We start from the raw sequence: 25,039 nt of genomic DNA, 5'->3' as shown, positions 1-25,039 counted from the left end.
ATCTTCTGCACACGAAAGGTTCGCCTGCATGAAAAACTCCGATGACACCTCTGTGACAGCCGGAACCAAGCCGCTGAAAATAAATGTCGGCGGGAAGGAGCGTCTTTTCGACATTGACGATCCGAAGCTGCCGGACTGGGTCGAAGAGAACAAGCTGACAGCTGGCGGATACCCCTATGACAAGAAGATGAAAAAGGAGGAATACGAGCCGGCGCTGGAAGCCCTTCAGATCGAGCTGGTGAAGGCACAGGCGTGGATGCAGAAGACCGGCGAGCGCGTCATCGCCCTGTTCGAAGGGCGCGACGCCGCCGGCAAGGGCGGCACCATATTCGTGCTCCATCAATACATGAACCCGCGTTCCGCACGGACCGTGGCGCTCACCAAGCCCACCGAGACGGAACGCGGTCAGTGGTATTTCCAGCGCTATGTCGAGCACTTCCCGACCGCCGGCGAACTTGTTTCCTTCGACCGCTCCTGGTACAACCGCGCGGGCGTCGAGCCGGTTATGGGTTTCTGCACGCCCGAGCAGCATGAGAACTTTCTGGAGGAAGCGCCGCGCTTCGAAAAGATGGTGCGATCCGAAGGCATTCACTTCTTCAAGTTCTGGCTCGACATCGGCCAGCAAACGCAGCTTGAGCGGTTCCATGACCGCCGCCACAGCCTGCTGAAGAGCTGGAAGTTCTCCCCGATGGATATAGCGGGCATCACCCGCTGGAACGATTATACGATCGCCCGCAATCAGATGATCGAGACGACCCACAGCAAGGCCGGACCATGGACGGTGGTTCGGGCCAACGACAAGCGCCGGGCGCGGCTGGCCGTTATCCGCCGCCTGCTGCTGGCGCTGCCTTATGAGGGCCGCGACCTTGGCGTGATCGGTGAGGAAGACGACAAGATCATCGGCGAAGGATCGTCGCTGCTGCTGGCATAGGCCACAGCGGGCCGGTGTCGGCACCATGTGTGGTTGCCGTACCGGCCACCTGCGGCGATTGCCTGAGGCTCTGCGATGCCTTCATGTTTTCGTGAGGCGTCTTCTCCCATCTGAAGGGCTGGCGCCACAATTGCCAGACTGCGCGCCAGCCGGCCCATGACATCATCGCCCAGTAGACAGGGGTCAGTATCACTATTCTCCAGAACCCCCTTCGCTGCCCTTTGGCCATTGTCTGCCAGCCAAGCATCAGGAACGCCGCATAGCCGCAGGTGATGTTGACGACATCGAGCGCCATCAGCAGCGGATAAGTCACGCCGGCGGTCTGCCCGATCCACAGACGAACCGTCCCCAGCAGAAAAGCAGCGAGGAGGAACGGATGCAGCAACGCCGATCCGAGCATTCCGGCGAACAATATCTGCGCCATGATGAAAGAGCCAGGACCGAGATCGCGGATGAGGCGAACGGGCTGACGCATATGCACGAGCCACGTCTGCGCCCAGCCCTTGAACCAGCGCGTGCGCTGCGGCACCCACACGGACAGCATGCGCGGCGCCTTCTCATAAGTCGGGGAGTTCAGGGTTTCGGCGCGGTAGCCGAACCGCGCCAGCCTCAGCCCCAGATCGGCATCTTCGGTGACGTTGTAGGGATCCCATCCCCCGACGTCCTCAAGAGCCGCACGGCGAAAGTGATTGGATGTGCCGCCCAGCGGCAGAAGGAACCTGTGCCGCGCCAGAAAGGGCAGGAGCCCGCGAAACAGGGCGCGATACTCGAAGGCGAACATGCGTGCTACCGGACTTTCCGGACCGTTCGAGATTTCCAGAGGCGCCTGCAGCACGGCCAGTTCCGGACCGGCTTTCTGAAAGCGCGCCCAGGCCTCTGCAAGCTGCATGGGGTCCGGCCAGTCCTCGGCATCGTAGAGCACCACGAACTCGCCGCTGGTCATCGGCAACGCATAGGAAAGCGCCTTGGGCTTGGTGCGGGGACCAACGGCAGGCACCTCGATCACCTCGATATATGACGGCAGTGGACAGGCCCGGATAGCGGACAGCGTCTCGTGGTCGTCTGCCTCGCACACCAGCTTGATCTCCAGCCGGTCACGCGGCCACACGATCCAGTCCAGCGCCGTCAGCAAGTCGGGAACGATATCGGCTTCCTTATAGAGCGCGATCAGGACCGAATAGGTCGGCACGTTCCCGACAGGCACCGGTGCGGGAGAGGCATTGTCGGGAGGCCCCGCATAGATGACGGCCGCTGCCCGCAACATGACGCAGGTGAGGAAAAACAGCGTCGCGAACAGATGAACAATGCCGGCCACAAGCGTCGGGGCAAGAAGCAGGCCGACAGGCAGCAGCGCCATCGCAAACCCTGCCATGTAGCCCTGCCAGGCATTGGCCACAACGTGAGCGGACATCTCGGGATGACGTTCGGAAAGACCATTTACCGCAATGCGCGACAAAAGCGGTCGCGCCCGGGAAATCAGCGCCTCACGCAGGACCCTGTCATCGACCAGCCTTATCCGGGGCGCGAGATGGGGACGCTTCGCAAGACAGGCGCGCATGCGCTCCGGGCGAACGGATCTGGCGGGCAGCAGGAAGCATACGCCCCCTCCCCTCTCCAGATATCTGACCGGCAGATGATCGCCGTTTCCGCGCAGCAGCAACAGCAGCTGGTTCTCGTTCAGCACCATGCGCTCGGGATCGATCTCTTCTGCCAGTCTGAGGCCCAGTTCGCCGGCCAGAGCACGGATCACTTCACTGCGGCTGTAGTCCCCGGTGGACACCAGCGCCGACAGGATATCAGCACGGGCAGCGGGTTTACGGGACAAGTCGGCGATCAGAGTCTGCGGCGCTTTGAGCCGCCCAAAAACCCGGTGCCATTCATCCACAAACCGGCTACGGCCAGCCAATGTGCCCGAAGATGCCCCCAGTGCGGATCGCCGGCCGGTGCCGTGCTTTCGCAAAACAGATCCGACCGCAGGCGCCAGATCTTTGACCGTATGATGCATGATACCCCCTGCCGCCCAGAACGCCGGTATCGATCCCTCATTCACATCCTTCGGAACACCGTAAGAGCCGTAGCCATCCCGCAGTGCTGGTTCTTGATCAGCACTGCGCCGCGATCCCGGCAACCGGAGAGCGATCCGCGGCACCTGCGACAAGCCGGTTCCGCTGGCAGCTTCCCACTCACACTGTTCTGATGTGAAATCAGCGATATGTAGTGAAATACAGCTCGGTCATCCGGTCAAAATGATCCCGGCCCCGTCTGTCTTCCAACCACAACACCCCTTCGCCCCCGATGCAAATCGAAAGCCGTATTCTTGTTTGAATATGACTGATCAACACCCCCCGACCAGCATTCTTTATCTTATACTTGCTGATGCTAGCATGTTTTTTTGTTTGCGCCAGTTGTTATGTTTATTCGATGGCGCGACACGGGCAGAAGCCTGCCGGGCATCAGGCCGGCTCATCAAACCGGGCATGCGCACGCAGATATTCCGAGCCTTCCTGAATATCCCGGACCATGGCCTCACGGGCCCTGACGCCGTCCTTTTCCTCAAGGGCGGTGAGAATGTCCTGATGATAGTCGATCTCCAGAATCCCCGACAGATCGCCTTCGAACACCGAGGCGTAGGACCGCAGGAAGGGACCGACCTGCATCCACAGGGTTTCGATCATGAAGACCATCTGATCATTGTCGCTGTGACGGTAGATCGAGAACTTGAACTCGTAATTGCGCTGCAGATAGAGTTCGATGTCTCCAAGCTTCGCCGCCTCAGTCAGTTCGGCGCAGCTTTTGCGCAGGCTGCGCAGATTGTTGCCGTTGATGCGGTTGCAGGCCGCCTCGGTCGCGGCCCCCTCCAGCAGCGCGCGCGCATCCATGAGCTGCCGCAGCTTCTCCGCCGTCATCTGCGGCACCTGCATGCTGCCGTTCGGCATGGCGTCGAGCGCGCGTAGGGAGTGCAGCCGCGACAGGGCGCTGCGCACCGGCATGTCGCTGGTGCCGAGCTCGGCGGCAAGCTTGCGTGATGTCAGCTTCTGGCCGGGCGCAAGCATGCCCGACATCAGGGCATGCACCAGTTCCCGATATATTTTTTCATGCACTGGAACGGTGTCGACGGCCGACAGGCCAAGCTTGGACTTCCTCGTCATATGCGTTGCTTCACCCCTCATGCTGCTTTCAGGCCGCGCTCTGTCCGGCCCTGGGTGCAGCTCTCCCCGTCAAGCTGGCGAACTATACGCCATTGCGCCGGACAGGAAACTCTTTGTTGGGATGGAGGCGCCAGTTTGCCGCGCCGGCAAACAGACAAACACGCCGCCCGCTCCGGTCAGGATGCGGGCGGCGCCATCATTCACAGGGTGAAAAGCCTATTTCTTGGAAACGCCCCAGCCGATGGGATTTTCAGCCGGCCACGTGCTGAAGCCTTCCACATTGGGCGCCGTTACCGTGTTCACGGAGTTGTAGTAGAGACTGATCGTGGGAATTTCGGCCACCATCATCCTGTGCAGCTTCAGGAAGATCTCCTCGCGCTTGGCGAAGTCGGTCTCGACGAGCGCCTGCTGGTACAATGCGTAGGCCTCGCTGTTGTCCCACTGGTTCGAGGGATCGGCCTTCTTGTCGCCGGTGATGTTGCCGTAGACCAGCGCCGGATCGGTGCGCGGCGACCAGATGAAGGATTGCATCTGGAACTTGCCGCGGTTGAAACGCTCGAACTGCGCGCCCCATTCGAGGGTTTCCAGCTGCGCGTTGATGCCCACCTGCATCAGCATGCCCTGAAGCAGGACCGCATTCTCGAACATGGAGCGGAAGCGGGTGTTGGTCTGGATGGTGATCCGCTCGCCCTTGTAGCCGGCCTCCGCCAGCAGCGCTCTTGCCTTGTCCGGGTCATATTGCGGCCACTCCTCGAATTTCTCCGAATGATAGGGGCTGGCCGGGGAAACCGCCGAATGGCCGGGCTTTTCGGTTCCGGCGCTGCGCACCTCGGCGATCTCGTCATAGTTGATCGCATGGGCGATGGCCTGCCGCACCTTCAGGTTCGACAGCACCGGGTCGCTGGTCTGCATGAGGAAGACCGCCCATGTCAGGCCCGGAGCCGTGGAGCGCTGGAAACCTGCCTTTTCCAGCTCCTGCGCCCGGCGCGGATCGACCGAATAGATCACGTCGACATCGCCGGATTTCAGGGCCACCTCCTGAACGGTCGGATCGGGCACGATCTGGAAGCGCAGCGTGTCGACCATTGCCGTGCGGTCGCCCGAATAGCCGGAGCGCTCCGCCTTGCTGGCCACGTAGTCGCCGAAACGCTTCAGAATGATGTTGTCGTTCACCGAACGGCTGGCCAGCATGAAGGGGCCGGAGCCGATCGCCGATCCCTCCTTCCACTCGCCCTTTTCATCGATGTTTTTCGGGCTCGCGACCCACAGGTTGCACTGCACCTCGGCCAGCCGCAGCAGGAAGAGCGGGCTCGGCTTCTCCAGCGTGAACACGACGGTCAGCGGATCCGGCGTGTCCACCGACAGAACTTTGATCTGCCGCGTACCGTCGAAATTGGCCTTGCACGAAACCTTGCGATCCGGGTTGAGATGGAAATCCCAGCTCCATTTCACATCCGCCGAGGTGATCGGATCGCCATTGTGGAATTTCGCGCCCTCGCGCAGCCTGAAGGTGTAGACCGTGCCGTCATCCGACACGGTCCAGGAATCGGCGAGCGCCGGACCGATGCTGAGGTCGGCCTTGAGGCCGACCAGCGTCTCATAGAGATGGTGCAGAACCACGTCGCTCGGCCCGTCGCGGCTGAGATCGTTCAGCGCCCGCAAATCGCTCGACAGGGCGATGACCAGCTCGTCATTCGCCGTTTTCGCCGAGGCTGCGGCCGAGCCGGTCATCAGCCCCACGGAACAGGCGAGCGCGAACCGAAGCGCGCCCGTTGCAGAAATCTTCCTCATGAGTGTTCCCCTGTTGGTTGTTATTTTCGCAGGCAGCGCGCGAAGAAATCCTTCACCGCCTCCAGCATGGTCACGTCGTCATGGGCAACGCCCGCGAAACTGCGATGCTCGACGGCGATGCCATGCGCCTCCAGGCTGCGCTGCAGAGCCTCGATCCGCTGGACGCGGGTGTCGCCGGCATCATTGGCGCCCTCCATCCAGAATTGTCTGTCGCCCTCGCGCACGATCACCCAGCGCGTCAGGACGTCGTCCTCACCGATGACCACCTGAACCGGAACCCTGCTCATGGCCGCCGTGTCGAGGCCATGCCCGAACAGGCTCGCGAAATTGCGGGTGCCGACCCAGTAGTCGGCGGCATCGTCGAGAAGCGTGACGGTGCCCGGCGCGCCGATGGAGACACCGGCAAGGCGCTCGGGATGGGCATAGAGGAAACGGTGTGAGAACTGTCCGCCGCCGGAGAAACCGTAGAGCAGGAAGCGCGCGGCATCGACATTGTAGCGCTCGCCGAACTCGGCGATCATGTCGAGCAGGATCTCGTCGTAGTTGACGCCGTGGCCGCGCAGCAGCTTGTAGCTGTGCTGATCGCCCTGATAGAGCGCGTTGATGGGAAAGAGCGGGCACAAAAGCATGACCTGATGCTGTTCGGCGAAATCCGTGAACTGCGTGCGGTAGTTCTCCATCGAACGCTCGGAGCCGTGCACGATCACCGCCAGCGGATAGGTCCGGCCTTCCTCGTGCACGTAGGATTTCGGCACATAGGTGCAGAAGCTGAAGCGCGGGTCCCTGCGCGATGCGGTCACTGAAGACGCGCCGGTCTCGAACATGGTGACGCGCGGTGTCGCCGGTTCCTGCGGCACGCTTTTCTTCTCTTCAAGGAAACTCGAAAGGCCACCCATATCAGATATCTCCACCCATTTTCGGATCGACCAGATCCCTCAGCGCGTCGCCAAGCATGTTGACGCCGAGCAGCGTGATTGCGATGCAGAAGCCCGGCAGCAGGATAAGCAGCGGCGCTTCCATGATGTAGGGTCTGGCGCTGGCCAGCATGTTGCCCCAGCTCGGTGCCGGCGGCGGGACGCCAAGGCCAAGGAAGCTGAGCGCGGCTTCCGACAGGATGATGGAGCCGAACATCATCGACGCCAGAACCGTGATGGGCGGAAAGGCGTTCGGCAGGACGTGGCGCACCATGGTGGTGAGGTCGGAATTGCCGATGACGGTCGACGCTTCGACGAATTCGAGCTGCCGCACCGACATCACCGTGGAGCGGACCACGCGCACCACCGCCGGCATATAGGCGATGCCCAGTGCTACGATGATGCCGGACGAACTGGCGCCCAGCGCCGCCATCAGCCCCAGCGCCAGCAGAAGGCCCGGGAACGCCAGCAGCGCATCGTTGATCATCATGATCAGGCTGTCCGTGCGGCCGCCGAAATAGCCCGAAATGACGCCGATGGCCGTGCCGACCGACAGGGCGAAGGCAAGCGTGGAGAAGGCGATCCAGGCGCTGACCTGCGCGCCGTAAAGCAGGCGGCTCAGCGTATCGCGCCCGAACTCGTCGGCACCCAGCAGGTGGGCGGCGCTGACGCCGGACAGACGCGCCGGCATGTCCATTTCCAGCGGCTCATATGGCGCCAGAAACTGGCCGAAAACCGCGAGGAACAGCAGAAGCGACACCACCGATGCGCCGAAGGCGAAGTTGAGCCGGGGACGACGCCCGAAAATGCGGATCGTCATGCTGCAGTCACCCTGGGATCGAGAAGCGGATAGACGAGATCGACCACGAGGTTCATGATCACGTAGATGAAGGCGATGAGCAGGATGCAGCCCTGCACGACCGGATAGTCGCGGCCATAGATGGAATCGACCAGCAGGCGCCCGAGGCCCGGTATGGTGAAAACCGTCTCGGTGATGGCGATGCCGCCGAGCAGGCCGCCGAGGCTCAGACCGATCAGCGTCCATGTCGGCGCGAAGGAATTGCGCAGCGCATGGCGCCAGATGATCTGCGGCTCGCTCAGACCCTTGGCGCGGGCGTGGGTGATGTATTCGAGCCGCGATATGGAGATGGCGCTGGCGCGCGTCATGCGGGTGAGCGAGCCAAGCTCGGTGAGAACGAGCGTCGCCACCGGCATGATCATGTAGATGAGGGCCGCCGGCACGTCATCGCGCAGCGACACGAACCCCACCACCGGCAGCCAGCCAAGCATAAGGCCGAACACCATCAGGATGATGAGGCCGAGCCAGAAGCCGGGGATCGACATCAGAAGGGTCATCAGGGACACAACCGCGATGTCCTCGGTCTTGTTCTGCCGCCACGCCGCCAGCATGCCCAGAGGAACGGCAATGATGGTTGCGAGCGCGATGGCGATGAGCACGATCGGCGCGGAGATGAGGAACCGGCTGACGATCATCGACAGAACCGGCTCGCCGGTCGTCGTGGAGGTACCGAAATCGCCGGTCAGCACGTTGCCAAGCCAGATCGCGTACTGGACGGGAACCGGCTTATCGAGCCCCATCTTGACCTGCAATTCGGCAATCTGCTCGGGCGTGGCGTCCTGATCGAGCATCAGCTCGGCCGGATCGCCGGGCGTCAGCCGGATGATCGCGAAGACGACGATGGACACGATCAGCAGCGTCGGGATCGCGGAAGCAATGCGCTTCAGGATGAACCGCTTCATTCAGTATGCCTCTGTTTCCGGATTGCAGCTCCTATGCATCTTCGCTCAGGCATCCGCCAGCACCTTCTCGCGGGCTCCCGAGTTCATGGCGCGCACGGCACTTTCCATCTCCAGCCGGTAGATGGTGGCCTCAGCGTTGATCGCCGGCAGCGGCGTGATCTCCATGGTGCCGGCAGCCGGGCGGAACAGCAGCGTCGCCACCGTGGCCGAAAGGTTGCCCGACATGCCGGGTATCGGCGGACGGCAGACCGAAAACGGCGCGCCCAGCCTGTCCGAAAGCGCATCGCGAATATCCTGTTCGCCGATGGTATCGCCGCAGCCGCGCAGATGACGCCGCACCACGAAATCGCGATAGATGCTGTCGGGCATGTTGTGCAGCCCCATCTCCTTCAGCTTGGAGAGCGCCACCGGGCTTTGCCAGTGGTTGGCATGTACAATGAGCCCGTCCTGCGGCGTGATCGGAAACGCCTCGTCCGGCGCGCATTCGAGATCGACGGCAAAGCCCTGAACGGTACTCAGGATCATGTTGTTCGACGCCGATTTGGGGGTCGTCGCCACGATCTTCACCGACTGGGAGAAATGCTGCTGCTCAAGCGCCCTGCGGCGGATGAGGGAAAGCGGCAGCCCGAGGGTGCGGTAATCGCGATCCGATTCCAGATAGTTGGCGGTGATGGAGGTGCCGACCGAGTTGAAGCCGTTGCGGGCCATGCCGCCGGCCTCGGTGAAGGTCAGCACATCGGGCCCGTCATCGCGGCGGATTCGCAGCACGACTGCCGTATCGGCGCATTCGGCCAGCCAGTCCCATGTCTGCGCATGCAGCAATTCGCCCGTGGCGGAGGCTTCAGGCAACACCACGACACCCGTGCATCCGTCGGGCTCGCTGGTATTCGCCGCCACCTTGCGCTTTGCCAGCTGCACCAGCTCGGTGCGGGCATTGATGAGAAGAATGTCGACGGCATCGACGCCGGCGCCTTCGGCTATGGCGTCCATTTCCTCCAGCATTTCCGGGGCCCAGTCACCGACGCGCTTGCGAAAATCCTGAGAAAGACCGGCGAGGTCTCCAAGATCATAGCCGGCAGCGCGCAACTGCCCCCGATAGAGGGCGATGGAACGGTCGATCCGCTCTTTTGCAGCAGCACCATAGGCCAGACCACGTTCACGGGGAGACCCGCTCAAATCAACAAGCGGAAACGGCTCGACACTCTTCACCTGAACATCCCCAGTCTGTCATCAAATTTCCAGCCATCAATAACTGCATTTTAGATTTATGAAAAGCAGAATTTCGCGATGAAATCGAATTTTCCGAATGCCGAAAAAACAGCGTGGGAAAACGTGTAATTTTTGATATGTCTGGCTTCATGCAGCTACCCGGCAATACACTATGACAATTCAAAATGCAGATATGCACACCACCGATCTGCAACTGGATCTTGCCCGCAGGATCGTTGCGCATCTGCGCGACCGGTCGGCACCCGCAGGCGCGCGCGTGTCGTCTGCAGAGCTTGCCGCGGAATTCAGGGTCTCGCGATCCCCGGTGACGCGGGCGCTATCTCTTCTTCTCGACCGAGGAATTCTGGAGAAGACATCGACCGGCCGTCTCGCAGTGGTGCGCGACATGGCCGGCGTCGAGCTGGATGCCGTGGTGCCTGCCTCGGAAACCGAGGAGCTGTTCACCCGCATCATGCGCGACAGAGCGCGCGGCGAATTGCCCACCGAAGTTTCCGAAAGCGAGCTGATCCCGCGCTATGGCGCCTCGCGCGGTCTCATTCGCCGCCTGATGATGCGCTTTGCCGCCGAGGGCCTTGCCGAGCGCCAGCAGGGACATGGCTGGCGGTTCGTCGCTTCGCTCGATGCCACACAGCTCAAGGCGAGCTACCAGTTCCGCCTGATCGTGGAGTGCTCCGCGTTCCGCATTCCCGGCTATGATGCGCAGCCCGAACGCGTCGAGCAGCTGCGGCTCGGCCATGAGCGCATTCTGAGCCTTGGGCGCAATGCGGGCGCGGACGAGTGGTTTCAGGTCAATGCCGGCTTCCACGAGGCGCTGGCCTCGTTCTCCGGCAACCCGTTTCTGGTTTCCGCTGTGCAGCAACAGAACAGCCTGCGGCGCATGTGGGAGTCCGCGATCTATCAGGAGCTGTCGATCGACCGGATCCGGATTTCCTGCAACGAGCATCTTTCCATTCTCGATGCCGTCGACAAGGGCAATCTGGAATGGGCGGAATCGCTGATGCGCGAACACCTGAAGAAGGCAGGCGGGCTGTAAACAACCCGCGCCTCGGCGGGGCGCAACACAGCCCGGGACCCCGCTCAGAACGCCGGCAACTTCTCCGGTTCCGAATTTGAAGCGGAAAGTCCCTCTGCCTTGCGCAGGGCGGCAAGCAGAGCCGCAACCAGCGGCGTGTGCGGCTCGCGCTTCGGCACCACCATGCCCACCATATGCTGCACCTGTGGCTCCACGATGGGGATGCAGCGGACCGATCCACCGAAATCAAGCGCCATGGCGAGATTGAGCGGCATGATCGACGACCATATGCCGGTGCGCACATGTGACAAAAGCACCACCATGGAATTCGATTCCAGCGTCGGCCGCACCGACAGGCCGGTCTGCGCCAGATGGCTGTCGATGATGCGCCTGTTCTGCATGTCGGGCGTGAGCAGGCACAGCGGCAGTTGCGCGACCTCGGCCCAGCTTACCGTCCTGCGCGCCGCCAGCGGAGCGCTGCCCGACACGACCAGATGGTAGCGTTCGCTGTAGAGCGGCACGGTGATGACGTTGCCGAGTGGCTCGTGATCGATATAGGTGATGCCGGCATCGATATCGAAATTGCCGAGCATCGACAGGATCTCGACCGAAGTGCGCGACAGCACGGAGAAGCTGACGCCGGGATGCTTTTCGTGAAAAGGCGTGGTGATGCCGGCGACGATGGCGAGCGCGGTCGGAATGGCCGCGATGCGCAGGCGCCCGGAAAGCCCGGCGCGCGCGGCGCGCATTTCCTCCTGCAGCGAGCGCGTGTCGGAGACGATGCGCCGGGCCCAGGCCAGCACCTGCCTGCCTTCCGGTGTCAGCCCGCGAAAGCGCGAGCCGCGTTCGACGAGCATCACCCCCAGCATTTGCTCAAGCTGCTTGATGGCGAAGGATAAGGTGGGCTGCGTGACGCCGCATTGCTCGGCGGCACGGCCAAAATGCTCCTCCCTCGCCAGAACCATGAACAGTTCCAGCCGTTCGACCAGCATCGCTTCCCACCTGATGGCCAGAGCAATTCCGGCAAAAGCGCGAAGCGGAATTGCATCGGAACAATGGGGTGGAGCTTTTCCGCAGTTCGGAGAAAGCGGAAATGCCCCGGCGCAAGGCGCGTTCTCTCAACATGCGATCCCGGCGCGAAATCACCGCGCCGGGATCGGCCGTTCAGATCAGCCGAACAGGGCTGCCGTCTTCTCCAGCGTCACCCACACGCCCCACAGGATCGGGATACCGACGACCGCCCAGGCGAATGCCGCCTTTGCGTCGAAGCCGCCCTTGCCGATGCCGAAGGAACCGGTCGGCCCCGCATTGGCTGCCGCGGTCTTTGCCTGCAGGCTGGCGACTTCCTCGTCCGACATGTACCATTTCGCATCCAGCGGCCGGACCATCATGTTGGCGATGAGGCCGATGACGAGCATGCCGCACAGAATGTACATGGTGAAGTCGTAGACCTGCTCGCGCGGCACGCCGGCGGCGATCTGGAACTCACGGATGTAGTTCACCACGACCGGGCCGAGGATGCCGGCGGTTGCCCATGCGGTCAGCAGCCGGCCATGGATGGCGCCGACGAACTGGGTGCCGAAGATGTCGGCCAGATAGGCGGGAACGGTGGCGAAGCCGCCGCCATACATGGACAGGATGATGCAAAAGATGCTGACGAACAGCACCTGATTGCCCATGCCTGCCGCCGTGGGCGCCATCGCATAGAGCACGATGCCCAGAATGAAGAACGTATAATAGGTGTTCTTGCGGCCGAGCTTGTCGGAGAGCGACGCCCAGAAGAAGCGCCCGCCGATGTTGAACAGCGACAGAAGCCCGGCGAAACCGGCCGCGATGGCGGCGATTGCCGCGCGCTGGCCGTTGTCCAGCTCGGTGAAGGAAAGCTCGGGCAGGCCGATCAGGCGGCCACCGAAGATTTCCTGCAGCATCGGCGACGACATGCCGATGACGCCGATGCCGGCCGACACGTTCATGCACAGCACGATCCAGATCAGCCAGAACTGGCGGGTCTTGTGCGCATCGCGCAGATGCACGTGGCGCGTGGTGATCATGCTCTGCTTCGCCGATGCCGGCGGGGTCCAGCCTTCCGGCCTCCAGCCGTTCGGCGGGATGCGATAGCCGAAGGCACCGCCCATCATGAACACGAAGTAGATCGCGGCCATGACGAGGAAGGTCTGCCATACGCCCACGGACGTGTCGGACTGGAAGTGGTTCATCAGGATGTCGGCCAGCGGAGCGCCGATCATGGCGCCGCCGCCAAAGCCCATGATGGCCATGCCGGTCGCCATGCCGCGCCGGTCGGGGAACCACTTGATGAGCGTCGACACAGGCGAGATATAGCCGAGACCCAGACCAATGCCGCCGATGACGCCCGCGCCCAGCCACATCAGCCAGAGCTGGTGGGTGATGATGCCGATGGCGGCCAGCACCATGCCGCCGCACCAGCACATGGCCGAGACGAAACCGGCCTTGCGCGGCCCCACTTTCTCAAGCCAGCCGCCCCAGATCGCGGCCGAGCAGCCGAGAAGCACGAAGAACAGCGTGTACATCCAGCCAAGATCGGACACGCGCCAGTCGCAGCTCGTGGTGAAGAGAGCCGAGATCAGGCTCATGTCGGCGCAGACGACGGGCTGGCTGACGCCGATGGCGCGCGACAGCGGCAGCCAGAACACGCTGAAGCCATAGGCCATGCCGATGCAAAGATGTATGCCGAGCGCGGCCGGCGGCACCAGCCACCTGTTGAAGCCCGGCTGAGCGACGATGCGCTCCTTGTCGAGAATCCCGACATCGCCTGTAAATGTTTCACTTGCCGTGGACATGAAGACCTCCTCCGTCCCGCCGGATCCTGTCCGTGCGTCGTCCTGCTGTTACCCGGACCCGCCTCGCATCCGCTGATGGACGCCGGCGCGCTCCCAACCACTGACAGGCATCGGAACCATCCGAATGCGGACGCTGTTTGCGGTCCGATGCCCCCTCTTCCTGCGCGCCGCTTTGCCTGTGCGGCGCTGCCGGCTCCTGCCCCAGGGCAGCCGGCCGTATGCACATCCCTCCCGTTCCATTGCCGGCAAATACCAAGCAATGGCCGTGCCAGTTGGACGGCGCCAATGATTTCAAATGCTTATCGACTGAAAGGAATCGTCTATGGACAAATTGTCCTTTTTGGCCGGACAATTTGTCCACCCTGTCGGCCGCCGCAGATGCGCGAGGAGAGCCTGAACCTTCCGGGCCGGGTCAAAACCCGAAAGCAAAGAAGGCTCCGGTTGAACCGGAGCCTTCGGAATACATCATGAAAATCCGGGAAGAGAAAGAGATCAGCGGGCGCGCCGGCGTTCGGAAGCCGGCTGGAAAGCCAGCCTTGCATGATAGGCGCAGTAAGGCCCGGATTCTCCGGCCTCATTTCCGCAGAAATGAAAGTCTTCCGAAAGCGGATCGCCATTCGGCCACTTGCAGGTGCGCTCGGTCAGCTGCGTCAGGTCGAGGCGGCGCGAGATCGGCACCACGACATTGTCGGAAGAGCGCAACTGCTGGCGCGCCACCGGCTCGGCATCGAACTGAACCTGCAATGCGGTTGCACCGATGGTCGGGGCAGCGCTGCGCGCCGGGGCGGCGGCACGAACCGGCTTGGACGCGGCAGGCGCCGAAGACGCCTTCTTCTGGCGGGCAGGAGCAGCCGTCGTGCGGCCACGGCCCGACAGCTTCAGGCGATGCACCTTGCCGATCACCGCGTTGCGGCTGACGCCGCCAAGCTGCGCCGCGATCTGACTGGCGCTCAGCCCTTCGGCCCACAATTTTTTCAACAGTTCTACGCGCTCGTCAGTCCAGTTCATAAGACTGCACTCCTTTGCATCGCGCGGCTCCCGGACTCCCTCTCCGTTCCGGCAAAAGCCGGTCGGGCACCACATCTATGTGGATGATTGGAATAGCCGCACGAAATCTGGTTATTTCCGGCCCATGATTACAATATGCATGGACTCGGTGACAAGAGTCCCGGCCAGAACCCGAATCAGTTTTTAGGGTTTTCCCCAACTTGACCTGTTTTCAAGCCGAAATGACGCCGCGAAACCGGCGGACTGAAAGGGCTTCGTGAAACGACCTTTCCATTGACAGTCTCCCCTTAAATCATGATAAGCGCTGGGAGCCGCCGCATGGCGGCTTTTTAGTTTCCGGTCCGGGGGAGAAATAATGAGCGGCTCGGCGCTTTACGATACATTCGCCCGTATACCCCTGGTGTTCGAGCGCGGCGAAGGCTCGTGGCTGGTGACCGACAAGGGCGAGCGCTATCTCGATCTCGCCGCAGGCATTGCCGTCAACTCGCTGGGCCACAGCCACCCGCATCTGGTTGCAGCGCTCACCGAACAGGCCGGCAAGCTCTGGCACCTTTCCAATCTCTATGAGATCCCCGAGCAGACACGGCTGGCCGAGCGGCTGACCGAGGCCAGCTTCGCCGACAAGGTCTTCTTCGCCAACTCCGGTGCTGAAGCACTGGAATGCGCCGTCAAGACGGCGCGCCGCTATCATTACGCCAACGGCCAGCCCGAGCGTTATCGTACCATCACCTTCGAAGGCGCCTTCCACGGGCGCACGCTCGCCACCATCGCGGCCGGCGGACAGCAGAAATATCTGGAAGGCTTCGGTCCCAAGGCGGATGGCTTCGATCAGGTGCCTTTCGATGACATGGAAGCGCTGGAAAAGGCGATCACGCCCGAAACCGCCGCTATTCTCGTTGAGCCGGTTCAGGGTGAAGGCGGAATCCGCCCGCTGTCGACGCAGTCGCTGAAGCGCATGCGTGAGCTGTGCGACAGGCACGGTCTGTTGCTGATATTCGATGAGGTCCAGTGCGGCATCGGCCGGACCGGCAAGCTCTTCGCCTACCAATGGAGCGGAGTTGCTCCCGATGTGCTGGCGATCGCCAAGGGTATCGGTGGCGGCTTCCCGCTGGCCGCATGTCTGGCGACCGAAGAAGCGGCCAAAGGAATGACAGCCGGCGTACACGGCACCACCTTCGGCGGCAACCCGCTGGCCATGGCCGTTGGCAATGCGGTGCTTGACGTGGTGCTGGCGGACGGCTTCCTCGAAGAAGTCCAGCACAAGGCGCTTCTCTTCAAGCAGGGCCTTGCGGCCATATGCGACGAGTTTCCGGGCGTAATCGAGGGCATCCGCGGCAGCGGCCTGATGCTTGGCCTGAAGTGCGTTGTTCCCGCCGGCGAGGTCAACACGGCCCTGCGCCAGCACAAGCTGCTTGCGGTTCCGGCCGGCGACAACGTCATCCGCCTGCTGCCGCCGCTGACGCTGACGGAAGAGGAAATCCAGGAAGGGCTTTCCCGCATCCGCGCCAGCGTCGCCAGTCTGGCAAATGCTCCCGCAGAAGCAAAGTGATTGGAAGCCACCTATGAGCCTGCGCCACTTCACCGACCTCTCCACTATCTCTGCGCCGGATCTGCGCACCATGCTGGACGATGCGGCGAAGCGAAAAGCGCGTCTCAAGGCCGGTGAACGCTCCCGCCCGCTGGAGGGCAGGGTTCTGGCCATGATCTTCGACAAGCCCTCGACGCGCACCCGCGTGTCGTTCGATGTCGGCATGCGCCAGCTCGGCGGCGAGACGATCATGCTGACCGGCACCGAGATGCAGCTTGGCCGCTCCGAGACGATCGCCGACACTGCCAAGGTGCTGTCGCGCTATGTCGATGCGATCATGATCCGCACCACCCAGCATCAGCGGCTGATCGAGCTGACCAAAAACGCCAGCGTGCCGGTCATCAATGCACTGACCGACGACACCCACCCCTGCCAGATCATGGCCGACCTGCTCACCTTTGAAGAGCATCGCGGGCCGGTTGCCGGGCGCACCTTCGCCTGGACCGGCGACGGCAACAACGTGCTGCATTCGCTGATGGAGGCGGCTGCCCGCTTCTCCTTCAACGTCAACGTCGCCGTGCCGCAGGGCAGCGAGCCGATGCAGGAATATGTCGACTGGTCCCGTGCCAACGGCGCCAGCGTCACCTTCTTCCCGACCGCCGAGGAGGCCGTGGACGGCGTCGACTGCGTGGTGACCGATTCCTGGGTGTCGATGAACCAGGAACACCGCGCCCGTGGCCAGAACGTGTTCCTGCCCTATCAGGTCAATGCGCAGCTCATGTCCAGAGCAAAGCCCGACGCGCTGTTCATGCACTGCCTGCCCGCCCACCGTGGCGAGGAAGTGACCGACGAGGTGATCGACGGACCGAACTCGGTGGTGTTCGACGAGGCCGAGAACCGACTCCACGCCCAGAAGGCGATTCTGGCCTGGTGTCTCGGTGCCGAGCGCGCTGCTTGAATAAGCGGGGGACGGTGCCTATCTCCGGCGCACCATCCCACAACAAGACGATGCCGGGCCGGCCTTTCCGCGTGAAGGCATGGCCTGTGGCCGGAGACAAGACATGCTGGAATCCATTCGAGTGACCGGACAAGATCCAAAGCCCCGCGACGTGAAGCTTGGCGAATTCGGCCATGCAGGCGACGACCATGTCGTGCCCTTCGAGGTCTCCGCCCTCGACGTGCGCGGCCGTACCGTTCAGCTTGGCGCCATGCTGGACGCCATCCTTTCGCGCCATGCCTATCCCGAGCCGGTCGCCCGGCTTCTGGCGCAGGCCTGCGTGCTGACGGTTCTGCTCGGCACCTCGCTGAAGTTTCAGGGCAAGTTCATTCTGCAGACCCGCACGGACGGGCCGGTGGACATGCTGGTTGCCGATTTCAGCACGCCGGATGCGCTGCGCGCCTACGCGAAATTCGATGCGGAGCGGGTGACCGTGCTGGAAGCCGAAGGCAGGGTCGACGAAATCAGCCTGCTTGGCTCCGGCGTGCTGGCGCTGACCATCGACCAGGGCGAGCACATGCAGCGCTATCAGGGCATCGTGGCGCTGGACGGCATCACGCTGGAAGAAGCGGCGCGCGTCTATTTCCGCCAGTCGGAGCAGATCCCGACCGATCTCAGGCTGGCGGTTGCGAGGCAGGTGTTCGCAGGTGGCGAGGAGCGCTGGCGGGCGGGCGGCATGTTCGCCCAGTTCCTGCCGCAGGCGCCCGAACGGATGCGCATGCCTGACCTGAACGGCGGCGACGGCGATGACAGCGAAGGTGGCGACCATCCGCAGGACGACGCCTGGCAGGAGCTTCTGGCGCTGCTTGCCACGGTGGAGCCCACCGAACTCATCGACCCGACCGTCGGGGCGGAACGCCTGCTCTACCGGCTGTTCCACGAGCATGGCGTGCGCGTGTTCGAGAGCGCGGCGGTCGCCGACCGCTGCTCCTGCTCGCAGGAGCGGATCGAGGGCATGCTGCGCGGCTTCACCGCCGAGGAAATACAGGACAGCGTCGAAGACGGGCGCATCCGTGTCGAGTGCCAGTTCTGCTCGAAGGCCTATGACTTCGAACCGGCCGACTTCCTGCCTGCCGGCCCCTGATGATCGCAGCTAAAGCATGTCGCCCGAAAGTGGGAACCGGTTTCGGGCGACATGTGTAAAAACAAATCTGAAAGATCGCGACACGCTTTAAGGGCGGAAGCAAGGCTTCCGCCCTTTTTCCATCCGTCAGTTGACCGTGCGGCGTTCGTCCGGGAGATCGAGCGAAAAAGGTGGAATGACGACGTCGAAGGTTTCACCCCGCGCCGTGCGCATCGTGTAGGTACCCGCCATGAACCCCGACGGCGTGGTGAGCGGGCATCCGGATGTATATTCGTAGCTGTCGCCGGGATTGAGTTCCGGCTGATCGCCAACGACGCCGGCGCCGCGAACCTCTTCGATACGCCCCGCACCGTCGGTTATGAGCCAATGGCGAGACATGAGCTGCACGAACTCGGGCGAGTGGTTCCGGATCGTTACCCGATAGCCCCACACATAACGGCCGCCAGAGGGGTCCGACCGTTCCTCCAGATAGAACGGCCTGACCCGTACCTCGATGTCGCGCGTGGTGGCGCTGTACATGATCCGCATCTCCCGGAAGCTTTCGCGCGCCTCCCCATCGGCGCGCGATATTCCATACGGAGAATTGGCCTGCGAAACCGTCAGGTCAAGCCTTGCCAGCGCGCGACAAGGCCTGCCCGATGTCCTCCAGCAGATCGTCCGTATCTTCCAGCCCGATCGACAGGCGCAGCGTTCCCGGCCCGATCCCGCCTTCGGCGCGGGCTTCGTCGCTGAGGTTCTTGTGCGTGGTGGTGGCCGGATGCGTGATGAGGCTCTTGGCATCGCCCAGATTGTTCGAGATCAGCACGATATCCAGCGCATTCTGGAAGGCGAAGGCCGCTTCCTTGCCGCCCTTGACGTCGAGGCAGATCAGGGTCGAGCCACCCGACATCTGCCGGGCGATGATATCGGCCTGCGGATGGTCGGGGCGGCCGGGATAGACGACACGTTCGATCTGTGGCGACTGCGCCAGAAAATCGGCGATGCGGGCGGCGGAGCGCATCTGCTGGTCGACGCGCACCGACAGCGTCTCCAGCCCCTTCAGCAGCGTCCAGGCGTTGAAGGGCGACATCGAAGGCCCGGTATGGCGGAAATAATCGTGCAGGTTTTCGTCGATCCATTCCTTGTCGGACAGGATGATGCCGCCCAGACACCGGCCCTGCCCGTCAATGTGCTTGGTGGCGGAATAGACGACGACATGGGCGCCGAGGTCCAGCGGGCGCTGAAGCAGGGGCGTGGCGAAGACGTTGTCGACGACAAGCCGCGCGCCGATGGAATTGGCCAGAGCCGCGACGGCGGCAATGTCGATGACCTCCAGCGTCGGATTGGTCGGGCTTTCGAGGAAGAACAGCTTCGTGTTGGGGCGCACCGCCTGTTCCCAGTTGGCGATGTCCTTGCCGTCGACCAGCGTGGCCTCGATGCCGTAGCGCGGCGCCAGCGTATCGATCACCCAGCGGCAGGAGCCGAACAGGGCGCGCGCCGCAACGATGTGGTCGCCCGCCTTCAGGCTGCACAGGATCGCGGTGGCGACGGCGGCCATTCCCGAGGCGGTCGCACGGGCATCCTCCGCCCCTTCGAGCTGGCACATGCGCTTTTCGAACATGTCGACTGTGGGGTTGGCATAGCGCGAATAGATAAAGCCGGGCACTTCGCCCTTGAAGCGGGCCTCGGCGGATTCGGCCGTGTCATAGACATAGCCCTGCGTGAGAAAGATCGCCTCTGACATCTCGCCGAACTGCGACCTGAGGGTCGAGCCATGCACCAGGGTGGTACGGGGTCTCCAGTTACGTGTCTTGTCTGATGTCATGGCTCTCTTCCGAACAACAAAAAACCGGTCGCGAAAGTCGCAACCGGTACAGACGGCCTATGAGCCCGACGGTCCTTTAGCGACTTGTTTAACGTGGCTGCAAGCCGACCGGCCAAATCACCACGGGATAAGCCTTTCTTTAAACCTCCCCCGGTCTTGCGTCAATTGGCCGTATGTTTAAGACATTTTCGATCATTGGCCCCATTCCACGGCCGGGAGCGTATTGTGCGTCAGACAGGCATTCTTCCCGATCAGGACATCGCAGCTTTGTTCGAAAGCGGCGCGCTGAGCACGCCGCGCGCGCTCGATTCCGACCAAATCCAGCCTGCCAGCCTCGACCTGCGGCTTGGTGAGAAGGCGCTGCGCGTGCGCGCTTCCTTTCTGCCCGGCCCCGGCCACAGCGTCGCCGACAAGCTCGACCGCCTGCAACTGCACGAGATCGACCTGACGGCGGGCGCGGTTCTGGAAACGGGTTGCGTCTACATTGTTCCGCTTCTGGAAAGGCTGGCCCTGCCTGCCGATATCTCGGCCTCGGCAAACCCGAAGAGCTCGACCGGCCGGCTCGACATCTTCACCCGCGTGATGACCGATCATGGCGCCGAATTCGACAAGATCGCCGCCGGCTATCAGGGTCCGCTCTATCTGGAAGTGAGCCCGCGCACCTTCCCCATCGTTGCCCGCACCGGCTCGCGCCTGTCGCAGATCCGTTTCCGGACCGGCAATGCGCTCCTTTCCGAAGACGAGCTGCACGCGCTGCATCGTGAGGAGACGCTCGTGGCATCGGATCAGCCCAACATTTCCGGCGGCGGCATCGCGCTCTCCATCGACCTCAAGGGCGACGCCAGCGGGCTGATCGGCTACCGGGCCAAGCACCACACGGGCCTCATCGACGTCGACCGCCGCGCCGCCCATGACGTGCTCGATTTCTGGGAGCCGCTCTACAATCGCGGTGCGGCCGACCTCGTGCTCGATCCGGACGAATTCTACATACTGGTCAGCCGGGAAGCGGTGCATGTGCCGCCTCTCCACGCGGCCGAAATGACGCCCTTCGATCCGCTGGTGGGCGAGTTCCGCGTGCACTACGCTGGCTTCTTCGATCCCGGCTTCGGCCATTCGGCCGCCGGCGGCACCGGCAGCCGCGCCGTGCTTGAAGTGCGCAGCCATGAAGTGCCTTTCATCCTCGACCATGGCCAGACCGTCGGCCGGCTGGTCTACGAGCATATGCTGCGCCGTCCCCAGGCGCTGTATGGAACAGATCTCGGCTCCAATTATCAGGCGCAGGGCCTGAAACTTTCCAAGCATTTCCGCAGCAAAGCCTGACGTTTCGTCAGGAGAAGAACTGCTTTGGTCTTAAAGCTTTCGGCTTGTAACAAGCCGATTGCTGTGCTTGGCTGCATTCAGGCCAAAGGGGGCCTGAGATTTTTTGGGAAGAGGTACACAATGCGTATTTCCGGATGGCTCACAGGCGTTGCAACGGCAGCCGTGATCGCCCTTGTTGCCGGGCAGGCAGCGGCACAGGAGGGCGGCAAGATCAAGATCGGCACCGAAGGCGCCTACCCGCCCTTCAACACGCTGACTGCCGACGGCAAGCTCGAAGGCTTCGACGTCGATATCGCCAGGGCGCTCTGCGAGCAGATGAAGGCCGAGTGCGAATTCGTCGTACAGGACTGGGATGGCATCATTCCCGCCCTTCAGGCCGGCAAGTTCGACGCCATCGTCGCCTCCATGTCGATTACCGATGAGCGCAAGGAACAGGTCGACTTCACCAACAAATACTATGTGACGCCGCTGGCCGTCGCAGCACCCAAGGACAGCGACATCGCCGGGACCACGCCGGAGGCGCTTTCCGGCAAGACCGTGGGCGCACAGGCCGCGACCACGCAGGCAATCTATGCGCAGGATCACTACGCCAAGGCCGGCGCCGACGTAAAACTCTACCCGACACAGGAAGAGGCTGTGCAGGATTTGCTCAACGGCCGGCTCGATGCGGTCGTCTCCGACAAGTTCGTCATGGTCGACTGGCTGAAAAACTCCGATGACGGCTCCTGCTGCAAGCTGATCGGCGACGTGGAAGGAACTGAGCTGGAAACCGGCATTGCCATCCGCAAGGGCGACAATGAGCTGCGCGAAAAGCTCAACGCCGCCATCGACGCCATCGTGGCGGACGGCACCTACAAGAAGGTTCAGGCCAAGTATTTCGACTTCGACATCTATTGATAGCCGGAACGGTCTGACTGCTCCGAACAAAGGCCGCAGTACATTACTGCGGCCTTTTTGCCACGTATGACCGGATATTTTTCCGGCTCATGGAAATGCCCTTCCGTCATGAGAGCAGCGCCTCTATACGAAACATGACTCATTGAGTCATGTTTCGGCGGCTGTTCGCCTTCCACCCGGGAGAGACAGCTAAAAGGGGGTCTCCAGGCAAGCGCCAAGCGCCTGCAGGATATGCGCCGGATGCACGTTGACCGGAACTGATCCGGTTCAGCCGCACAGGCATTGCACGGGTCGATACACATCGCCCTCCGCTTCAGCCAGTCGCAAGACGAGCCACAAGGAAGGCCCTCACGGGTCCGGTGGTGCGTATTGGCTGACAGCGAAGTGAGGGACAATCACTATGAATTTCCATCGAGCCTACCGGACAGCGACGGCCATCGGCCTTCTGATGTCTATCAGCCTTTTTTCTGCACACGCGCAGACGACAAGCCCAAAAACCAAGGAAGATGAGGAAAAGTCCAGGCAGGAGCAGGCGGGAACCATCGTCCTCAACGAGGTTGTGGTGCTTTCGGCGAAGGATCAGCTCAAGCAGGCACCCGGTGTCTCCAACATTTCGTCGGAAGACATCGCAAAGACGCCGCCGACCAATGACATATCCGAAATCGTGCGCAAGATGCCCGGCATCAATCTGACCGGCAATTCCGCCACAGGCGTGCGTGGCAACAACCGCCAGATCGACATTCGCGGCATGGGCCCGGAGAACACCCTGATCCTGATCGACGGCAAGCCGGTCCTGTCGCGCAATTCCGTGCGCTACAGCATGAATGGCGAGCGCGATACACGCGGCGATTCCAACTGGGTGCCGGCCGAGGCAATCGAGCGTATCGAGGTTATCCGCGGACCGGCTGCGGCACGCTACGGCTCGGGCTCGTCGGGCGGCGTGATCAACATCATCACCAAACGGCCGGACAAGGCGACCTACAGCGTCAATACCTATTTCAACGTTCCCGAGCATTCGGATGAAGGCGGCAGCAAGCGCGCCAACCTGCTGGCTTCCGGCCCCATCAACGATTTCCTGTCCTACCGCTTCTTTGCCGGCGTCGGAAAACAGGACCCTGACAAGCTCGACATCAATGGTGAGGAAGACGCCGGCACCACTGCGCCCGCCGGCCGTGAAGGCGTCATCAACAAGGACCTGAAGGGTCTCCTGTCCTGGGAGATCAATGAATCTCACCGACTGGATTTCGAGGCGACATGGAGCCGCCAGAGCAACCAGTTTGCGGGGGACACGCAGTATGGCGGCACCGCCAACGAGATCATTAAAGAGCTGGGGCGCCGGGGTGATGAGACCAACCGCATGACCCGCTCGACCCTCGCGGCAACCCATTACGGGCAGTATGATTTCGGCACTTCCGAAAGCTCGATCCAGTGGGAGCATACCGTCAACAGACGCCTGAGGGAGGGCCTTGCCGGCGCGGGTGAAGGCACCATCTCGACCGGTGGAGACGGCCCGACATGGGGTACCGCAACACTCGACAACATCTATGCCAAGAGCGAGTTCAACATCCCGCTCTCGTTCCACTTCGACCAGAAACTCACCCTCGGCGTCGACTACCGTGGCGAGATGATGGACGATCCGATTTCGATCACGCAGACGATCGGCAACGGCATCGATTTCGGCATTCCCGGCAACCCGGCGGATCGTGATCCGAAATCATCGGCGCATATGTTTGGCCTCTACGCCGAAGACAACATCATGATCACCGATGCCTTCATTCTCACGCCGGGGCTGCGTCTTGACTATCACGACAAGTTCGGCCTGAACTGGAGCCCCAGCCTCAATGCCTCGTACAACTTCACGCCGGAAATCACCCTGAAGGCCGGCATCGCCCGGGCTTTCAAGGCTCCCAACCTGTTCCAGCTCAATCCGAACTACGTCTATACGAGCCGTGGCAACGGCTGCCGTGCTCCTTATTATCGCATGCAGTGCTACATCATCGGCAATCCCGATCTGGACGCGGAAGTCAGCGTCAACAAAGAGATCGGCATCAACTATACCGACGACGCCGGCTGGAATGCGGGCATCACCTATTTCCACAACGACTACAAGAACAAGATCATCACCGGCTACGAACCTGTCTGGTTCCAGTATCCGGATCGCCCCACGGAAGGCAGCCGCCTCTATCGCTGGGAGAATGGCGGACCGGCCACGATCGCCGGCCTGGAGGCGAACCTTGCCGTTCCTGTTTTTGACAAGCTGACATGGACCACCAACGCCACGAAGATGATCGAGTCCAAGGATTCGAACGGCCAACCGCTGTCTCTGGTGCCTGAGTACACCATCAACACGGCGCTGAACTATCAGGCGACGGAGGAACTGGGATTCACGGTTTCCGCCACCCACTATGGCAAGATCAAGCCGCTGACCTGGAACTCCACCAGCGGCCAGCCCCGTGGGGGAGACGACCTGAGCGCGCGTAAAGCTTATACGATCGTCAATGCCAGTCTCGACTTCCGTCTTAACGACAATCTGAAAGTGGCGGCAGGCGTCAACAATGTGTTCGATGAACGCCTTTTCCGCACCGGTGAGGGCGCCAACACGTTTAACGAACCCGGCCGTGCTTACTTCCTGTCGCTTTCGGGCAGCTTCTGAGAAGCAATCCTGCCCCTGATGGAAAAGGCACTCGCGCAGCGCGCGGGTGCCGTTTTCTGCTCTGTACCATCCATGCACGGAGAAAAACCAACGAAGCGGAACCCGCCATGGTCAGGTTGCGTTCATCTTGGATATGCATTC

Annotated in this window: 20 protein-coding genes and 1 riboswitch; of the genes, 8 read left to right on the top strand and 12 right to left on the bottom strand. The window is 62.2% G+C overall.

Annotation, left to right across the window (positions count from 1 at the left end):
• The first annotated feature begins 28 nt into the window (after nt 1-28).
• Nucleotides 29-931, top strand: a complete 903-nt coding sequence (ppk2, locus tag AC5XE7_RS09485) for a polyphosphate kinase 2 (RefSeq protein ID WP_183826843.1) — start codon at nt 29-31, stop codon at nt 929-931.
• Here the strand turns inward: ppk2 and AC5XE7_RS09480 are convergent.
• From AC5XE7_RS09480 to AC5XE7_RS09450, 7 genes are all read right to left on the bottom strand, one after another.
• Nucleotides 897-2,756, bottom strand: a complete 1,860-nt coding sequence (locus tag AC5XE7_RS09480; protein ID WP_495365807.1) for a glycosyltransferase — start codon at nt 2,754-2,756, stop codon at nt 897-899. The genes ppk2 and AC5XE7_RS09480 overlap by 35 nt on opposite strands.
• Before the next feature lie 628 nt (nt 2,757-3,384).
• Complete coding sequence (locus AC5XE7_RS09475) at nt 3,385-4,080, bottom strand: GntR family transcriptional regulator (RefSeq protein WP_239800386.1); 696 nt, start codon at nt 4,078-4,080, stop codon at nt 3,385-3,387.
• A 216-nt stretch (nt 4,081-4,296) separates the two neighbouring features.
• Complete coding sequence (locus tag AC5XE7_RS09470) at nt 4,297-5,871, bottom strand: ABC transporter substrate-binding protein (protein ID WP_495365805.1); 1,575 nt, start codon at nt 5,869-5,871, stop codon at nt 4,297-4,299.
• Between the two features lie 20 nt (nt 5,872-5,891).
• A complete protein-coding gene (locus tag AC5XE7_RS09465) occupies nt 5,892-6,767 on the bottom strand; it encodes an alpha/beta hydrolase family protein (RefSeq protein WP_495365804.1) in 876 nt (291 codons plus the stop codon).
• Nucleotide 6,768: 1 nt separating this feature from the next.
• Nucleotides 6,769-7,605 (bottom strand): ABC transporter permease, encoded by an 837-nt coding sequence (locus AC5XE7_RS09460; RefSeq protein ID WP_239800383.1) that lies wholly within the window; start codon nt 7,603-7,605, stop codon nt 6,769-6,771.
• Nucleotides 7,602-8,546 (bottom strand): ABC transporter permease, encoded by a 945-nt coding sequence (locus AC5XE7_RS09455; protein WP_183826825.1) that lies wholly within the window; start codon nt 8,544-8,546, stop codon nt 7,602-7,604. Before AC5XE7_RS09455 ends, AC5XE7_RS09460 begins: the two co-directional genes overlap by 4 nt.
• A gap of 45 nt (nt 8,547-8,591) precedes the next feature.
• A complete protein-coding gene (locus AC5XE7_RS09450) occupies nt 8,592-9,755 on the bottom strand; it encodes a C45 family autoproteolytic acyltransferase/hydrolase (protein ID WP_495365803.1) in 1,164 nt (387 codons plus the stop codon).
• Nucleotides 9,756-9,927: 172 nt separating this feature from the next.
• Here AC5XE7_RS09450 and AC5XE7_RS09445 point away from each other — a divergent pair, with 172 nt between their 5' ends.
• Nucleotides 9,928-10,809, top strand: coding sequence for a GntR family transcriptional regulator (locus AC5XE7_RS09445; protein WP_495365802.1), 882 nt, complete (start codon nt 9,928-9,930; stop codon nt 10,807-10,809).
• Nucleotides 10,810-10,853: 44 nt separating this feature from the next.
• Here the strand turns inward: AC5XE7_RS09445 and AC5XE7_RS09440 are convergent, their stop codons facing one another.
• From AC5XE7_RS09440 to AC5XE7_RS09430, 3 genes are all read right to left on the bottom strand, one after another.
• Nucleotides 10,854-11,780 (bottom strand): LysR family transcriptional regulator, encoded by a 927-nt coding sequence (locus AC5XE7_RS09440; RefSeq protein WP_495365801.1) that lies wholly within the window; start codon nt 11,778-11,780, stop codon nt 10,854-10,856.
• 177 nt (nt 11,781-11,957) lie between these two features.
• Complete coding sequence (locus AC5XE7_RS09435; RefSeq protein ID WP_287943562.1) at nt 11,958-13,607, bottom strand: OFA family MFS transporter; 1,650 nt, start codon at nt 13,605-13,607, stop codon at nt 11,958-11,960.
• A gap of 492 nt (nt 13,608-14,099) precedes the next feature.
• On the bottom strand, nt 14,100-14,615 hold the full coding sequence (locus tag AC5XE7_RS09430) for a GcrA family cell cycle regulator (RefSeq protein ID WP_239800380.1): 516 nt from the start codon (nt 14,613-14,615) through the stop codon (nt 14,100-14,102).
• A 355-nt stretch (nt 14,616-14,970) separates the two neighbouring features.
• Here AC5XE7_RS09430 and AC5XE7_RS09425 point away from each other — a divergent pair, with 355 nt between their 5' ends.
• The 3 genes from AC5XE7_RS09425 to AC5XE7_RS09415 all read left to right on the top strand — a co-directional run bounded on the left by AC5XE7_RS09425 (nt 14,971) and on the right by AC5XE7_RS09415 (nt 18,224).
• The gene (locus AC5XE7_RS09425; RefSeq protein WP_495365799.1) at nt 14,971-16,164 is read left to right on the top strand and encodes an aspartate aminotransferase family protein; all 1,194 of its coding nucleotides are present in this window, start codon (nt 14,971-14,973) and stop codon (nt 16,162-16,164) included.
• Between the two features lie 13 nt (nt 16,165-16,177).
• Complete coding sequence (argF, locus tag AC5XE7_RS09420) at nt 16,178-17,101, top strand: ornithine carbamoyltransferase (protein ID WP_495365798.1); 924 nt, start codon at nt 16,178-16,180, stop codon at nt 17,099-17,101.
• A gap of 103 nt (nt 17,102-17,204) precedes the next feature.
• A complete protein-coding gene (locus AC5XE7_RS09415) occupies nt 17,205-18,224 on the top strand; it encodes an Hsp33 family molecular chaperone (RefSeq protein ID WP_495365797.1) in 1,020 nt (339 codons plus the stop codon).
• Between the two features lie 126 nt (nt 18,225-18,350).
• On the opposite strand, the gene apaG is transcribed toward AC5XE7_RS09415, so the two are convergent.
• On the bottom strand, nt 18,351-18,743 hold the full coding sequence (gene apaG / locus AC5XE7_RS09410) for a Co2+/Mg2+ efflux facilitator ApaG/CorD (protein WP_239800376.1): 393 nt from the start codon (nt 18,741-18,743) through the stop codon (nt 18,351-18,353).
• Between the two features lie 85 nt (nt 18,744-18,828).
• Nucleotides 18,829-20,028 (bottom strand): O-succinylhomoserine sulfhydrylase, encoded by a 1,200-nt coding sequence (locus AC5XE7_RS09405; protein WP_495365796.1) that lies wholly within the window; start codon nt 20,026-20,028, stop codon nt 18,829-18,831.
• Between the two features lie 56 nt (nt 20,029-20,084).
• A riboswitch (SAM riboswitch) is annotated at nt 20,085-20,162 on the bottom strand.
• Nucleotides 20,163-20,253: 91 nt separating this feature from the next.
• On the opposite strand from AC5XE7_RS09405, the gene AC5XE7_RS09400 reads away from it, so the two are divergent.
• The 3 genes from AC5XE7_RS09400 to AC5XE7_RS09390 all read left to right on the top strand — a co-directional run bounded on the left by AC5XE7_RS09400 (nt 20,254) and on the right by AC5XE7_RS09390 (nt 24,898).
• Entirely contained in the window at nt 20,254-21,348 is a 1,095-nt protein-coding gene (locus AC5XE7_RS09400) for a 2'-deoxycytidine 5'-triphosphate deaminase (RefSeq protein ID WP_495365795.1), read from the top strand.
• 120 nt (nt 21,349-21,468) lie between these two features.
• A complete protein-coding gene (locus AC5XE7_RS09395; protein ID WP_280199278.1) occupies nt 21,469-22,245 on the top strand; it encodes an ABC transporter substrate-binding protein in 777 nt (258 codons plus the stop codon).
• A 400-nt stretch (nt 22,246-22,645) separates the two neighbouring features.
• Nucleotides 22,646-24,898, top strand: a complete 2,253-nt coding sequence (locus tag AC5XE7_RS09390) for a FepA family TonB-dependent siderophore receptor (protein WP_495365794.1) — start codon at nt 22,646-22,648, stop codon at nt 24,896-24,898.
• The last annotated feature ends 141 nt before the right edge of the window (nt 24,899-25,039 follow it).

The organism is Aquamicrobium sp. YD-1-mutant5 (assembly GCF_059509755.1).
This window is presented reverse-complemented; position numbering and strand designations above follow the sequence as displayed.